The organism is Parviterribacter kavangonensis (assembly GCF_056863335.1).
In genome coordinates this window covers 193,145-206,383 of record NZ_JBXPJA010000002.1, presented here as the reverse complement: position 1 = coordinate 206,383, position 13,239 = coordinate 193,145, and the positions used below count along the sequence as shown (strand labels likewise).

The window sequence follows — 13,239 nt, the reverse complement described above, 5'->3', positions numbered from 1 at the left end:
ACAGGGTTAGCCACCGATGTTGGAGCCGCTCATGTCCGCCACCACCCTTCCGCTTCACCGCCCGTCCGGCGCCGCCCCGCGCCACCTCTCGGGCCGACTCGCGTTCGCAGTCGTCTTCATCGCCGCGCTCGTCGCGGGGATCGCCTGGCAGGGCGCGGGGACCCTCGCCTTGTGGGCGCCGCTCGTGCTCGCCGACGTGCCGCTCGCCGGCCTGCGCGACGGCGTCCTGCGGCCGCGCTGGGTTCCGGTCTACAACGCCGTCCACGCGGTGCCCGGCCCGCTCCTCGCCGGCGCGCTCGCCGCGGCCACCGGGTCGGCCATGCTCGGCGCGATCGCCCTCGGCTGGCTCGCCCACGTCGCGATGGACCGCGCGGCCGGCTTCGGGCTGCGCACCGCCGACGGCCAGCAGCGGTGAGCCGCCGCGACGAGCTCGTCGCCCTCGCCCTCGGCCTGCTCGAGGCCGAAGGCGAATCGGCGCTGACGATGCGGCGGCTCGCCGGCGCCGCCGGCATCCGCGCGCCCTCGCTCTACAAGCACGTCGCCGACAAGGCGGAGCTCGAGGCGCTGCTCGCCGCGGAGGGCCTGCGGATGATGGAGCGCGAGACGCCGCCCGGGGCGACGCTGCGCGAGCTGCTCGTCGCCTACCGCGCCTTCGCGCTCGCCCGCCCGGCGCTCTACCAGCTCATGACCGACCGCCCGTTCCCGCGGGAACGCCTCCCTGAGGGACTCGAGGACCGCGCGGCGGCACCGCTCGTCGCCGCCGCCGGCGGAGAGGACGCGGGCCGAGCCCTCTGGGCAGCCGCCCACGGCCTCGTCGTCCTCGAGCTCGCCGACCGCTTCCCGCGCGGAGCCGACCTCGACGCCGCGTGGGACGCGCTCGCGGACGCCTTCGAGCGGCGGCGCCGTGGTTCGCGAGCGCGTGCCGGCGGCTGACGGCCCACGGCTCCTCGACCGCGGCGCTGCCGCCGCCGCGGCGCACGGGCTCAGCGGCCGCGAGGACGCGCCCGTCGGGCAGGTGCTCGATGCCGGTGACCGCGCCGATCTCGGGGCTCGGCCCGAAGACGTGGCCGTAGTCGGAGGCGAGGACCTTCGCCTCCGGCGACGCGGCGAACGCGGCCTCGGCGAGCGTCGTGATGATCGTCGAGCCGCCGGGCGAGCCGACCGCGAGGAACGGCTTGCCGTCCTTCGTGACGATCGTCGGGCTCATCCAGCTGCGCGGCGGTCGGCGGCGAACTCGTCGGAGAGCAGGCCGCGCAGCGGCACGTCGAAGAACGCCGGGTCGGCGACGTAGGCGTTGCGGTCGGCGAAGCTGAAGCGCGACGCCTCGAGGAAGAGATGCAGCGCGCGCGTGCGGTCGGCGGCGAGGTCGCCGTAGCCCTCGAGGATGTTGAGCGCCTCGCCGACGGTCGAGCCGCCGCTGGACGGCAGGCCCTGTTCCAGAGGTCGAGGCCGCGGTCGCCGTCGATGCCGGACGAGAACGGCTCGGTGAGGCCGAGGACGCCGGCGGCCGCCACCGCCGCGTCGACCGCGTTGCCGCCGTCCCTCAGCGCGTCGACCGCCGCCTTCGTCGCGAGCGCGTCGACCGTCGCCGCGCGGCCCCGCCTCTTCCGACTGCCGTCAACTGCTTCTCCTGCTCAGTCGCGTGGGCGGTCACGGTCGCGTGACGGCTGCACGCGCTTCGGCTCGCCCGGCATCTTCGGGTAGTCGGGCGGATACGGCATGTCGCCGTCGCCCTGGCGCTCGTAGTGGTCGAGCAGCGGCTGCAGCGAGTGCGCCTTGTCGTCGATCGCCGCATGCGGGTCGCCGATCTCCGCGAAGCGCGCCGGCATGGTCGCGACGGTGAAGTCCTCGGGCTGCACGCTCCCGAGCTCGTCCCAGGCGAACGGCGCCGACACGGGAGCGCCCGGCTTCGGGCGGATGCTGTACGCCGACGCGATCGTGCGGTCGCGGGCGTTCTGGTTGTAGTCGACGAAGATGCGCTCGCCGCGCTCCTCCTTCCACCACTTCGTCGTCACCTCGCCCGGCAGCCGCTCCTCCAGCAGCCGGCCGAACGCGATCGCGGCGTGGCGGACGTCGGTGAACGTCCAGCGCGGCTCGATGCGCACGTAGATGTGGATGCCGCGCCCGCCCGACGTCTTCGGGAACCCGGTGTAGCCGAGCTCGCCGAGCAGCTCGCGCGCGACGCCCGCGACGCGGACCGCGTCGGCGAAGTCGGTGCCCGGCTGCGGGTCGAGGTCGATGCGCAGCTCGTCCGGGTGCTCGACGTCGCCGTCGCGCACCGGCCAGGGGTGGAACGTGATCGTCCCCATCTGCGCGCACCACCCGACGACCGCGATCTCGGTCGGGCAGATCTCGTCCGCCGTGCGCCCGGACGGGAACGCGATCTGCGCCGTCTCGATGTAGTCCGGTGCGCCCTTGGGAACGCGCTTCTGGTAGAAGGCGTCGGCGCCGCGCCGGTCCTCGCGCGTCGCCAGCACCATCCCCGGGTGCACGCCCTTCGGCCACCGCTCGAGCGTCGTCGGCCGCCGCCGCAGCGCCCGCATGATCCCGTCCTCGACGGCGAGGTAGTACTCGACGACGCCGAGCTTCGTGATCGCGGGCGTGCGGTCGGTGGCGGGGAAGATGACGCGGTCTCCGCTCGTCACGCGGAGCGGGCGACCTCCCGCGTCGATGACGGTCTCGTCGGCCCGTGCCACGAGCGCAGCATGCCAGTCATCGGTCCGACGCGAGCCTCGGGCGGTGGCTCGCGGCGCGCGCCGACGCGGAGGGCCGCGTGGACTTGAGCGGCCGGATCACCGACTTCGACGACGGCTGCCCGAACAGCTCCGGGTGCAGGTAGCGGCCCAGCTCCGCTCCGGTCTTGCGCTGGACGGCGCTGAACGGGTGCGCGTCGGCGTACGCGTCGTCGCGCGTGCCGGTGACGCTCCACGACACCTTCGTGCCGCCGTGCTCGCTGCGGACCGTGAAGCGGCCGTCGTGCATCTCGCGCTCGACGATCGCCTGCCCGAACTTCCCGATCGGCGTCAGCTGGTACCGCCAGTCGCCCGCGATCGCGTCCGCGTAGGCGGGCAGGCGAACGGTGGCGCGCCCGTCGGACCCCGTGCGGACGTTGCCGGTGTAGACGACGGTCATCGCGTCGCTCTCGACCGGCGTGTGCGTGAGCGTGCTGTGCGCCGGATCGAGCGGGTCGTCGATCCGGAACCCGGACTTCGTGCCCGTCACCGTGAGGTTGCCGTTGATCTGCACGTTGCCGTCGAAGAGGCCGGCGAGCGCGGCGGCGTTGCTGGAGGTCTCGACGCCGTGGACGCCGGCGCCGGGCCCGTTCGTCGCGCCCACGACGGCGTCGCCGGCGTTGGCCGCGTTGATGTTCTCGCCGCGCAGGCCCGTGCCGGTGCCGCCGCTGACGCCGGCTTGGCCGAGGACGCCGATGCCCCCGTTCGGGTCGGTGACGAAGCCGCGGACGCCGAAGCCGCCCCGGCCGTCATGGCGCCCGACGACGGCCCCGATCCCGTTGCACGAGCCGCCGGGGCCGGCCTCGCAGACCGCACCGTTCGCACGGGCGACGATGCCCTCCCCCGACGAGGTGTCGCCGATGACGGCGGCGGAGGAGATGCTGCCGGTCACGCCCCAGATGCCGTTGCCGCCGACCGCGTTGGCGAACACGCCGGGACCGGTGCCGAGGTGGTTCACGCTGATGCCGCGTGAGCCGTTGGTGTTCGGCATGTCGACGGTGAGTCCGTTGTTCGCGCCGGTCTGGGTGAAGTTGGCGACGTCGCTCGTGGCCGCCGTCAGGGCGAGCGGGACCGCGATGCCGAGCGTCGCGTCGCCCGACGTCGCGCCGCCGGTGAGGCCGGTGCCGGCGACGACGCTCGTGATGTCGCCGCCGCTGTTCGCGTCGGTACCGCAGCTCACGGTGCCGTTGGCGGCGACGCTCTGGATGTACTGACCGGCGCCGCAGGTGCCCGTGACGCGCTGCTGAAGAGCGCTGAGCGGGGAGCCGCCGAGCAGGTCGGCGTCGAGGCCGGAGCCCGCGCCGTCGACCGTCTTGAGCTTGGCGAGCACGTCGCCCGGGGTGTCCGGCGAACCCGCGGGACCGGTGTCGCCCTTGTCGCCCTTCAGGCCCTGCGCGCCCTGATCGCCCTTCGGACCCTGGTCCCCCTTGGCGCCGGGAGCGCCATCGGCGCCCTTCGCACCCTGCGCACCGGTGGCACCCTTCGTCCCCTTCGCGCCCTTCGGACCCCGCGGCCCGATCGCGTTGAACGAGATCTTCCGCTGGCCCTCGGGGCACTTCGCGGCCCTCGTCGTCAGGTTGAGCGTGCTGAAGCTCTTCGTGACGCACGCGTAGAAGACGCGGGGCTTCGTCGCGGCTGCCGAGGGCGACGACGTCACGGCTGCGAGGACCGCGAACGCGGCGATCACCGCGACGAGGCCGTGGGCATGGCGACCGAGGTGGGCCGCCGATCCGATGGGCATGAGGACCTCCGAACGGGGGATGGGTCGAGCCTGCCGACACTACGTCCGCGTTGAGTGCCGGATCAATCACTTCGGCGCGTCGGCGGCGTCCCTCCCGACGCACCCGCAGACCGGCGTTCGTCGCACCGATCGGGCTGTCACGGGAGGGGCCCGTTCTTCAGTGAAGGGCGACGTGCGCTCCGGCGGCGGGGCGCACCGACGGCAGCGCCGCGACGACCCCGGCCGCCAGCGCGGCGGCGATGACCGCTCCGGCCACGAACGCGTCCTGGTAGCCCTCGACGAACGCCGCGCCGCCGGTCGCCCCGCCCGCGCCGAGCGCGATGGCCGACAGCAGGGCGACGCCGAGCGCCGCGCCCACCTCGTGGGCGGTCGCCATCAGGCCGGACGCGAGGCCGGCGTCGGAGTCCGAGACGTCGCTCATGGCCGTGACGTTGGCCGCGGGCAGCACGAGCCCGACGCCGAGCCCGAGGAGGACGAACCCGGGCAGCAGGTCGGCGGCGTAGCTCGCGTCCCCGGGCACCGTGGCGAGCAGCGCGGCGGAGGCGACCATCAGGCCGAGGCCGGCCAGGGCCACTCCTCGCGTGCCGAGGTGGTCGAGCAGGTGCCCGGCGAGGTGCGCGGACACGCCGATGGCGACGGCGATCGGGAGGAACGACAGCCCCGTCTCGAGCGCCGAGGCGTCGAGCACGGTCTGGAGGTACAGCGTGTTGAGGAAGAACCCGCCGACGAGCAGCGCGGTGCCGCCGAGCATCAGCACGGCGCCGCCGGTGAGCGGCCGCGAGCGCCAGGTGCTCGGGTGCACCAGCGGCTTGGCGACCCGCCGCTCGACCGCCGCGAACGTGGCGAGCAGCGCCGCCGCGACCGCGAGCAGCCCGAGCGTGCGCGTCGAGCCCCAGCCGTGCTCGGCGGCGCCGTCGAGCGCGTAGACGAGCGTCACGAAGCCGCCGAGCGCGAGCGCGGCGCCCGGGATGTCGAAGCGGCGCCCGCGCTCGACCGGACGCGACGGCGCGACGACGTGCAGCGTCCCGAGCGCGAGGGCGACCCCGATCGGCACGTTGATGAGGAAGACCCACTCCCAGCTCGCCCAGCTCGTGAGCATGCCGCCGAAGAGCATCCCGGCCGCGGCGCCCGCGCTGGCGATCGCGCCCCAGGTCGTCAGCGCCGTCTTGCGCTGCGCGCCCGTGTAGGTGGCGGTGACGATCGACAGGGCGGCCGGCGTGAGCAGCGCGGCGCCGAGCCCCTGCGCCGACCGGGCGACGATGAGCGCCGTCGGAGAGGGCGCCAGCGCGCTCGCGAGCGACGCGCCGGTGAAGACGAGCAGCCCCGCCAGGAAGACGCGACGACGGCCGAGCATGTCGGCGAGCCGGCCGCCCAGCAGCAGCGCTCCACCCGTGAAGAGGACGTAGGCCGTGACGACCCACTGCAGATCGGCCGGGGCGAAGCCGAGCGCGTCGCCGATCGACGGCAGCGCCACGTTCACGACCGTCACGTCGAGCACGACCATGAACTGGGCGACGCTCAGGAGCAGCAGGACGGTCCACGGCACGTGCGGCGGGTCCGAAGGGTGATGAGGGTGGCGGTGGTGGTGCATCTCGCGATCCAGGGTTGACAGCGTTGTCAAGCCCGGACGCTACGCCTGGCTTGACAGCGCTGTCAACTGTGCGTGTGCTCACGCTTGTCACTCGTGTCAACCGTGGGCGTTAAGGTCGCGCCCATGGCCGTCGACCACCGCCGCGCGATCGCCGAGCGCAACGTCGAAGCTACGCTCGACGCGACCGAGCGCCTGCTCGCTCACGGCGGCGCGCCGAGCATGTCGGCCGTCGCCGCCGAGGCCGGCATCTCACGCCAGACGCTGTACGCCCACTTCGCGGACCGCGGTCAGCTGCTGAGCGCAGTCGTCGACCGCGCCGTCCGCCGCTGGGTCGACGCGACGAACGACGTCGAGCCGGATCACGGACCCGCCCCGGAGGCGCTGCAGCGCCTCCTCGAGGCCGGCTGGGAGCAGATCTCGAGCAGCTCGCACATCGCCCGCGCCGCCTCCGAGGAGCTCGACCCGGAGACGGTCCGCCAGGCCCACGAGACCGGCGTCGCGCTCCTGCGCCGCCTCGTCCGCCGCGGCCGCCGCGACGGGAGCTTCCGCACCGACGTCCCGGAGGAATGGCTCGTCAGCGCGTTCTTCGGCCTGATCCACACAGCCCGCGACGACGTCCTCGCGGGCCGCCTGACCTCCCGATCCGCGCTCCGCGCGCTGACGCGGACCGTTCCCGACCTGTTCGGCGCTCCTACGGCCAGCGCCGGACGCGCCGTCCCCGCCGGCCGCCCATGAAGGTCAGCGGCAGCAGGAAGAGGAGCGGCAGGAACAGCACATGGCCGTCGGTCGCCAGGTAGATCACCGCTGCGAGGATCAGCCCGAAGAGCAGGAATCGCATGGGAGCTTCCGGGTGCCCGCCGCCGGCCGGGGCGCAAACACGAGCTCCGCTCAGCGGTTCGCGGGCAACCGAGCGGTCTGCCGCCCCGGTCGAGCGGGTAGACGAACCGAGGTGAAAGCGCTGTTCCGCTACTTCCTCGGCCGCCGGCTCGCCCGCTTCCTGCCGGGCGGGTGGTTCGCCGTCCTTCTGCTCAGCCCCCGGACGCGCGCGCTGGCCCGCGCCCTGTGGGCTCGCCGCGGCGCAGCGGCTCGCCGTAGCGCTCGAGGAACACGAGTTCCTCGACGGGCCGCCGCCTGAGCTTCGTCGTCAGCTTCCCCTCCGGCCAGCCGATCGCGATCGTGCCGGCGACGCCGATGTCCTCCGGCATGCCGAGCATGTCCTTGATCTCGGGCTCGAACTGCGCGAGCAGCGACGTCATGGTCGCGCCGAGCCCGCGGGCGCGGCAGGCGAGCAGCAGGTTCTGCACAGCGGGGTAGACCGACGCCCCGCCGACGATGCTCGGCCGATCGAGCTGCGCGTCGGTGATGTGCAGGTCGGAGTGCTTCACGCCGATGACCACGAGCACCGGCACCTGGTCGAGCGTGTTCGCGAAGTGGTCGGCCTCCGCCACGACGCGATCGCTGTTCTCGTTGCCGATCTGCCCGCTGCGCGACTTCTCGAGGTACGCGTTCCACGGAACGAGGTACAGGTCCCGCAGCCTGCGCTTGACCGCCTGGTCGCGCACCACGATGAACCGGTACGGCTGCCGGTTGCCGCCACTCGGCGCGAACCGCGCCAGGTCGAACAGCTCCCACAGCACGTCGTCGTCGACCGGGTCCGGCCGGAACGCCCGGCACGCCCCGGTCACCCTCATCACCTCATGCAGCTCCATCTCGCGACGAAGCCTGGTTGCGGCGGAGCGTCCTCGCAAGCCGGAGATCGCGATGGCTGGTGAGAACCACCGCGACCAGCCGCCTCTCACGCGGGCGATCGGCGCGCGCCGGCCGCGCGCAGGATCCGCGCGATCTCTCGGTACCCGCGTTCCTCCGCGTGGGCGAGCGGCGTGACGCCGTCGCCGTCCGGCACGTTCACGTCGACGCCGCCGTCGACGAGCGCGCGCACCGTGGCGACGTGGCGGGGCCCGCCCTCCCCGAGCACGATCGCCTCCAGCAGCGCCGTCCAGCCCAGCCGGTTGACGTGGTCGCGGTCGATGCCCGCCTCGAGCAGCCGGCGGACGATCCGCGCGTGGCCCCGTTCGGCCGCCCGGATCAGACCGGTGCCGTTGTAGCTGTCCTTGTCGTCGACCTTCGCTCCGTTGGCGAGCGTCAGCTCGAGGAGCCGCGGGTCGTCGCCCACCTCGCTCGTGGCGATCAGGTACGCGCTCTGCTGGGTGTCGTCCTTCGTGTTGACATCGGCGCCCCGGGCGATGAGGTCCCGGGCGCGGCCGACGTCGTTCGCGAAGGCCGTCGCGATCAGCCGGCGGTCGAGGTCGGCCGAGCTCATCCGTCGCTCGTCGCCGTCCGACCCGCAGCCGGCGAGAACGACCAGCGTGAGCATCGCGAGGAGGAGGCGGCGGCGAGGGATGCCGTCCAGTGAACCAGGCGTAAGGCTCCAGCCTGCCGTGACGCTCATGGGACATGACCACCGTGAGCCGGATCCGCCAGCTCCACGAGGCCGGCGTGTCGGTGTGGCTCGACGACCTCTCCCGCCCGCTCCTCGACGACGGCGTCCTCGCAGGCCTCATCGCGCACCACGGGGTGAGCGGCGTCACGTCGAACCCCGCGATCTTCGCCGCCGCCCTCCGCAACAGCGACTGCTACGTGCCGCGGATCGAGGAGCTCGCGTCGCAGGGCACGCTCGACCCGCGGGAGCTCTTCTTCGCGCTGGCGCTGGAGGACGTCGGCCGAGCCGCCGACCTCCTGCGCGACACCTACGACCGCAGCGGCGGACGCGACGGCTACGTGTCGTTCGAGTGCACGCCGGACGTCGCGCACGACGCCCACGCCACGGTCGCGCAGGCGAAGGACGTCTGGTCGCGCGTCGAGGCTCCGAACCTGATGATCAAGGTCCCGGCGACCGACGCCGGGATCGTCGCGATCGAGCAGCTCACCGCGGCCGGGATCAACGTCAACGTGACGCTGCTGTTCGGCGCGGGCCGCTCCGAGCAGGCTGCGCGCGCCTACGTGCGCGGCCTGACACGGCGCGCCGGACGCGGCGAGCCGGTGGAGCGTGTCCGGTCCGTGGCATCGGTCTTCGTGTCGCGTGTCGACGCCCGCGTGGAGCAGCTGCTGTCGATCGAGCCCGAGCTCGCCGACGGGTCGTTCGGCATCGCGAACGCGCGGCTCGTGCACGCCCGCGCTCGCGGGGTGTTCGCCGGACACGACTGGCAGGCGCTTCGCGAGCACGGCGCGCGCTGGCAGCGACCGCTGTGGGCGAGCACCGCGCCGAAGAGCGCCGGAGTCCGCGACGTGGCCTACGTCGAGGCGCTCGCGCTGCCGGACACGATCGTCACCGTCCCCGCGAAGGTCCTCAACGCCTTCGCCGATCACGGCCTCCCGCGCCTCGCGACCGCCGAGGTCGCTGCCGCGCGGGAGGTCGCCGCGGCCCTCGCTCACATGGGCATCGATCTGGAGACCGTGGGCCACGAGCTCGAGGTCGCCGGCGTCGAGGCCTTCGGCCGGGCCTACGACGAGGTGCTCGGCGCACTGCAGGATCGGGTGCGGGCCACGGCGCCGGCAGGCCGTCGATGAGCGTCGCGTTCGTGCTCTCCGGCGGCGCGAGCCTCGGCGCGATCCAGGTCGGGATGCTCCGCGCGCTCGCCGACCGCGACATCCGGCCCGACCTGATCGTCGGCACGTCGGTCGGCGCGGTCAACGGCGCCTTCCTCGCATGCCGCGAGTTCGGGCACGAGACGGTCGCGGAGCTCGAGGAGCTCTGGCTCGGCGTGCGCCGCGGCCAAGTGTTCCCCGTCGAGCCGTTCTCGGGGCTGCTCGGGTTCCTCGGCGCGCGCCGCAACCTCGTCCCGGCCGGCGCGCTGCGCCGCCTCATCACCCGCAACACCGACTGCGAGCTGCTCGAGGAGACGCCCACGCCGCTGCACGTCATCGCCTGCGATGTGCTCAACGGCCGGGAGGTCCGTCTCTCCGAGGGCCCGCTGATCGACGCGGTCATGGCCAGCGCGGCCATCCCCGGCATCCTCCCGCCCGTCGAGTGGGGCACGCGTCTGCTCGTCGACGGCGGGGTGATGAACAACACGCCGATCACGCACGCGATCGAGCTCGGGGCCGACGAGATCTACGTCCTCCCGACCGGCGGCCCGTGCTCGCTGACCGAGGCGCCTCGCAGCGCGATGGGCATGATCGTCCAGGCGACGAGCCTGATGGTGTCCCACCGGTTCGCGGACGAGGCGGAGGCCTACGCGGACCATCCGGGCCTCACGATCCTGCCTCCCCCTTGCCCGCTCGACGTCCAGCCGATGGACTTCGGACACGCCGCGAAGCTGATCGCCCGCGCCGAGGCCGACGCCAACGCGTTCCTCGAGGAGCGCTCCCGCCGAGTCGTCCCGCTGCCCCGTCGACGCGCGTCCGCGAGCTGACGATGGAGCGCCTCTCCTACGAGGTGCGCATCTGGCGGGAGACCGTGCTGATCCGAGCCGGCTTCGAGCCGGTGCTCGCCCACGGCCTGGCCGCGGAAGCGGAGTACGACCTGCACGAGCTCCTCGAGCTCGTCGACCGGGGCTGCCGGCCCGACCTGGCCGCCCGGATCCTCGCGCCGTTGTAGAGCGCGCGCGGCCACCGCGACGGAGGGGGAGGGATTCGAACCCTCGGTAGCGGGGTTGCCGCTACAACGGTTTTCGAGACCGCCCCGTTCAACCACTCCGGCACCCCTCCACGGGCCCTGCGAGACGGGCGGTCAGGGAGGATAGCCGGGCCCCCCTGATCGGGAGTGCCGCTACGCGAGCGGGCCGCAGGCCTCCTCGGCGAGGTCTCGGACGCGACCGCCGGCGACGAGCGCGACCGCCTCGTCGATCGCCGGCGTCATGAACCGATCCGGCCCCGGGCCGCCGGCCGCGTGGCGCAGCGCGGCGGCCACGGCACCGGTGCCGGCGGCGGGCTGCAGGGGCGCGCGGAGGTCGATGCCTCGTGCCGCGGTGAGCAGCTCGATCGCGAGCACGCGGGTCAGGCCGTCGACGGCGCGGCGCAGCTTGCGGCCCGCCGACCAGCCCATGGAGACGTGGTCCTCCTGCATCGCCGAGCTCGGGATCGAGTCGACCGAGGCGGGAACGGCGAGCCGCTTGAGATCGGACACCAACCCGGCCTGCGTGTACTGGGCGATCATGAACCCCGAGTCGACGCCGGGGTCGTCCGCGAGGAACGCCGGCAGCCCGTGGTTGCGCGCCGGATCGAGGAAGCGGTCGGTGCGCCGCTCGGCCATGCTGGCGACGTCGGCGATGACGATCGCCAGGAAGTCCAGGACGTACGCCAGCGGCGCGCCGTGGAAGTTGCCGTTGGACTCCACCCGCCCGTCGAGCGTGATGACGGGGTTGTCGATCGCGGCGGCCAGCTCGTGCTCGGCGACCGCGGCGGCGTGGGCGACGGTGTCGCGCGCTCCGCCGGCCACCGCCGGCGCGCACCGCAGCGAGTACGCGTCCTGCACGCGCGTGTCCTCCGGGCCGCGGTGGCTCGCCACGATCGGGCTCGAAGCGAGCAGCGCGCGGATGTTCGCCGCGGACGCCGCCTGGCCCGGATGCGGCCGGAGCGCGTGGAGGTCGGCGGCGAACACCGCGTCGGTGCCGAGCAGGCCCTCGACGCTCATCGCCGCCGCGATGTCCGCCGTCGTCAGCAGCAGCCGCAGGTCCTCCAGCGCGAGGAGCAGCATCCCGAGCATCCCGTCCGTGCCGTTGATGAGCGCGAGGCCCTCCTTCTCGGACAGGACGACCGGCTCGATCCCGGCGTCGGCCAGCGCCTCGGACGACGGGCGCAGCGCGCCGGAGGCGTCCCGCACCGGCCCCTCGCCCATCAGCGCGAGCGCGCAGTGCGCGAGCGGCGCGAGGTCGCCGGAGCACCCGAGCGAGCCGTGCTCGTGCACGACGGGCGTGATCCCCGCCGACAGCATCGCCGCGTACGCCTCGGCGGTCGAGCGGCGCACGCCCGTGCGGCCGGTGGCGAGGGTCGACAGCCGCAGGAACATGAGCGCGCGCACGACCTCGCGCTCGACCTCCGCTCCCGAGCCTGCCGCATGGCTGCGGATGAGCGAGCGCTGGAGCTGCGTGCGCCGCTCGACCGGGATGTGCCGCGCGGCCAGCGCGCCGAAGCCCGTGGAGATGCCGTAGTGCGGCCGCGCGTCGCCGGCGAGCGCCTCGACCACCGCACGACCGCGGTCGATCTCCGCCAGCGCATCGCCGTCCAGGCGGACGACCGCGCCGCCGCGGGCGACGGCGATCACGTCCGCCGGCGCAGGAGCCGCGACGCCGATCGTCACGGCGGTGGGAGCGACACTGCTCATGCCGGTCATTGAACGCCACGATCGGCCGCATGTCATGCCGGATCCGTCTCGGATACGAGACACTGGACGGCGATGACGAACGTCCCCGCCGCCGGCCACGCGCTCGACGTGCTCGCGCTGCTCGGCCGCCACGTCGCGCCGATGCCCGCGTCGGCGATCGCGCGCGACCTCGGGCTGCCGCGATCGACCGTCTACCACCTGCTCGCCGTGCTGCGCGACCGCGGCTTCGTCGTCCACCTCCCGGCCGAGCGGCGCTACGGCCTCGGGCCGGCGGCGCTCGAGCTCGGATCGGCGTTCTCGCGCCGCGAGCCGCTGCGCTGGATCGCCGGGACCGTGCTGTCGAAGCTGGTCGCCGAGACGACGCACAACGGCCACTTCGCGGTCCTCGACGGGCGCGACACGCTCTACCTCATCGAGGAGCGAGCGGCCGGCCGGCCGAGCCTCGTCACCGAGGTCGGCGTCCGCCTCCCGGCGCCGCTGACCGCGAGCGGGCTGGCGATGCTCGCCGCGCTGCCGCCGCAGCAGGTCCGCGCGCTCTGGCCGTCCCGGCGCGACCTCGTGCGCCGGCAGGACGCCGGGCCGGCGACGCTGACGGAGCTGCGCCAGCTGCTCGCCGACGCGCGCCGGGAAGGCTTCGCGTGGGAGGACGGCTCGATCACGCCGGGCTACGCCTCGGTCGCCGCCGCGGTGCGCGACCACGGCGGCCATCCGCTCGCGGCGGTCGCGCTGACCTTCCCGGCCGGCGAGGTGGACGGCGCGGCGCGGCGCGCTCTGGCCGGCGAGGTCATCGCCGCGGCCGACGCCGTCGCACGGCACATCCGCGGCCGCCCGCTCGCCGGCGGCTAGAGGCGCC

Annotated in this window: 14 protein-coding genes, 1 tRNA gene and 1 pseudogene; 7 read left to right on the top strand and 9 right to left on the bottom strand. The window is 74.1% G+C overall.

Annotation, left to right across the window (positions count from 1 at the left end):
• Window positions 1-31: 31 nt before the first annotated feature.
• Complete coding sequence (locus AC1UE4_RS16770; protein WP_482918451.1) at window positions 32-415, top strand: DUF4260 family protein; 384 nt, start codon at window positions 32-34, stop codon at window positions 413-415.
• Window positions 412-933: a TetR/AcrR family transcriptional regulator gene (locus AC1UE4_RS16765; protein ID WP_482918450.1), complete on the top strand. Its 522-nt coding sequence runs from the start codon at window positions 412-414 to the stop codon at window positions 931-933. The genes AC1UE4_RS16770 and AC1UE4_RS16765 overlap by 4 nt, the downstream gene beginning before the upstream one ends.
• A gap of 7 nt (window positions 934-940) precedes the next feature.
• On the opposite strand, the pseudogene AC1UE4_RS16760 reads toward AC1UE4_RS16765, so the two are convergent.
• The 4 genes and pseudogenes from AC1UE4_RS16760 to AC1UE4_RS16745 all read right to left on the bottom strand — a co-directional run.
• A pseudogene (locus AC1UE4_RS16760) lies at window positions 941-1,454 on the bottom strand (gamma-glutamyltransferase); the annotation flags it as partial.
• A gap of 180 nt (window positions 1,455-1,634) precedes the next feature.
• On the bottom strand, window positions 1,635-2,696 hold the full coding sequence (locus tag AC1UE4_RS16755) for a DNA polymerase domain-containing protein (RefSeq protein ID WP_482918449.1): 1,062 nt from the start codon (window positions 2,694-2,696) through the stop codon (window positions 1,635-1,637).
• Between the two features lie 16 nt (window positions 2,697-2,712).
• Window positions 2,713-4,473, bottom strand: coding sequence for a hypothetical protein (locus AC1UE4_RS16750; protein ID WP_482918448.1), 1,761 nt, complete (start codon window positions 4,471-4,473; stop codon window positions 2,713-2,715).
• A gap of 157 nt (window positions 4,474-4,630) precedes the next feature.
• Window positions 4,631-6,094, bottom strand: a complete 1,464-nt coding sequence (locus tag AC1UE4_RS16745; protein ID WP_482918447.1) for an MFS transporter — start codon at window positions 6,092-6,094, stop codon at window positions 4,631-4,633.
• A gap of 93 nt (window positions 6,095-6,187) precedes the next feature.
• Here AC1UE4_RS16745 and AC1UE4_RS16740 point away from each other — a divergent pair, with 93 nt between their 5' ends.
• Window positions 6,188-6,799, top strand: coding sequence for a TetR/AcrR family transcriptional regulator (locus tag AC1UE4_RS16740; RefSeq protein ID WP_482918446.1), 612 nt, complete (start codon window positions 6,188-6,190; stop codon window positions 6,797-6,799).
• Here AC1UE4_RS16740 and AC1UE4_RS16735 read toward each other — a convergent pair.
• The 3 genes from AC1UE4_RS16735 to AC1UE4_RS16725 form a co-directional block, all read right to left on the bottom strand.
• Window positions 6,756-6,902 carry a hypothetical protein gene (locus AC1UE4_RS16735; protein WP_482918445.1) on the bottom strand — a complete coding sequence of 49 codons (147 nt, stop codon included), beginning with the start codon at window positions 6,900-6,902 and terminating at the stop codon, window positions 6,756-6,758. The two genes, AC1UE4_RS16740 and AC1UE4_RS16735, sit on opposite strands and share 44 nt — an antisense overlap.
• A 190-nt stretch (window positions 6,903-7,092) precedes the next feature.
• Window positions 7,093-7,773 carry a nitroreductase family protein gene (locus AC1UE4_RS16730; protein WP_482918444.1) on the bottom strand — a complete coding sequence of 227 codons (681 nt, stop codon included), beginning with the start codon at window positions 7,771-7,773 and terminating at the stop codon, window positions 7,093-7,095.
• 86 nt (window positions 7,774-7,859) lie between these two features.
• Window positions 7,860-8,438 carry an ankyrin repeat domain-containing protein gene (locus tag AC1UE4_RS16725; RefSeq protein ID WP_482918443.1) on the bottom strand — a complete coding sequence of 193 codons (579 nt, stop codon included), beginning with the start codon at window positions 8,436-8,438 and terminating at the stop codon, window positions 7,860-7,862.
• A gap of 80 nt (window positions 8,439-8,518) precedes the next feature.
• Between AC1UE4_RS16725 and tal the strand changes: the two genes are divergently transcribed.
• Genes tal through AC1UE4_RS16710 form a run of 3 tightly spaced genes read left to right on the top strand, consistent with a single transcriptional unit; the run spans window position 8,519 to window position 10,661 of the window.
• Window positions 8,519-9,631: a transaldolase gene (gene tal, locus AC1UE4_RS16720; protein ID WP_482918442.1), complete on the top strand. Its 1,113-nt coding sequence runs from the start codon at window positions 8,519-8,521 to the stop codon at window positions 9,629-9,631.
• The gene (locus AC1UE4_RS16715; RefSeq protein WP_482918441.1) at window positions 9,628-10,476 is read left to right on the top strand and encodes a patatin-like phospholipase family protein; all 849 of its coding nucleotides are present in this window, start codon (window positions 9,628-9,630) and stop codon (window positions 10,474-10,476) included. The genes tal and AC1UE4_RS16715 overlap by 4 nt, the downstream gene beginning before the upstream one ends.
• Before the next feature lie 2 nt (window positions 10,477-10,478).
• Entirely contained in the window at window positions 10,479-10,661 is a 183-nt protein-coding gene (locus AC1UE4_RS16710; protein WP_482918440.1) for a hypothetical protein, read from the top strand.
• 20 nt (window positions 10,662-10,681) lie between these two features.
• Here the strand turns inward: AC1UE4_RS16710 and AC1UE4_RS16705 are convergent.
• A tRNA-Ser gene (locus AC1UE4_RS16705) sits at window positions 10,682-10,771 on the bottom strand.
• Between the two features lie 61 nt (window positions 10,772-10,832).
• Entirely contained in the window at window positions 10,833-12,386 is a 1,554-nt protein-coding gene (hutH, locus tag AC1UE4_RS16700; RefSeq protein WP_482918439.1) for a histidine ammonia-lyase, read from the bottom strand.
• 72 nt (window positions 12,387-12,458) lie between these two features.
• Here hutH and AC1UE4_RS16695 point away from each other — a divergent pair, with 72 nt between their 5' ends.
• Window positions 12,459-13,232: an IclR family transcriptional regulator gene (locus tag AC1UE4_RS16695; protein WP_482918438.1), complete on the top strand. Its 774-nt coding sequence runs from the start codon at window positions 12,459-12,461 to the stop codon at window positions 13,230-13,232.
• Window positions 13,233-13,239: the final 7 nt, after the last annotated feature.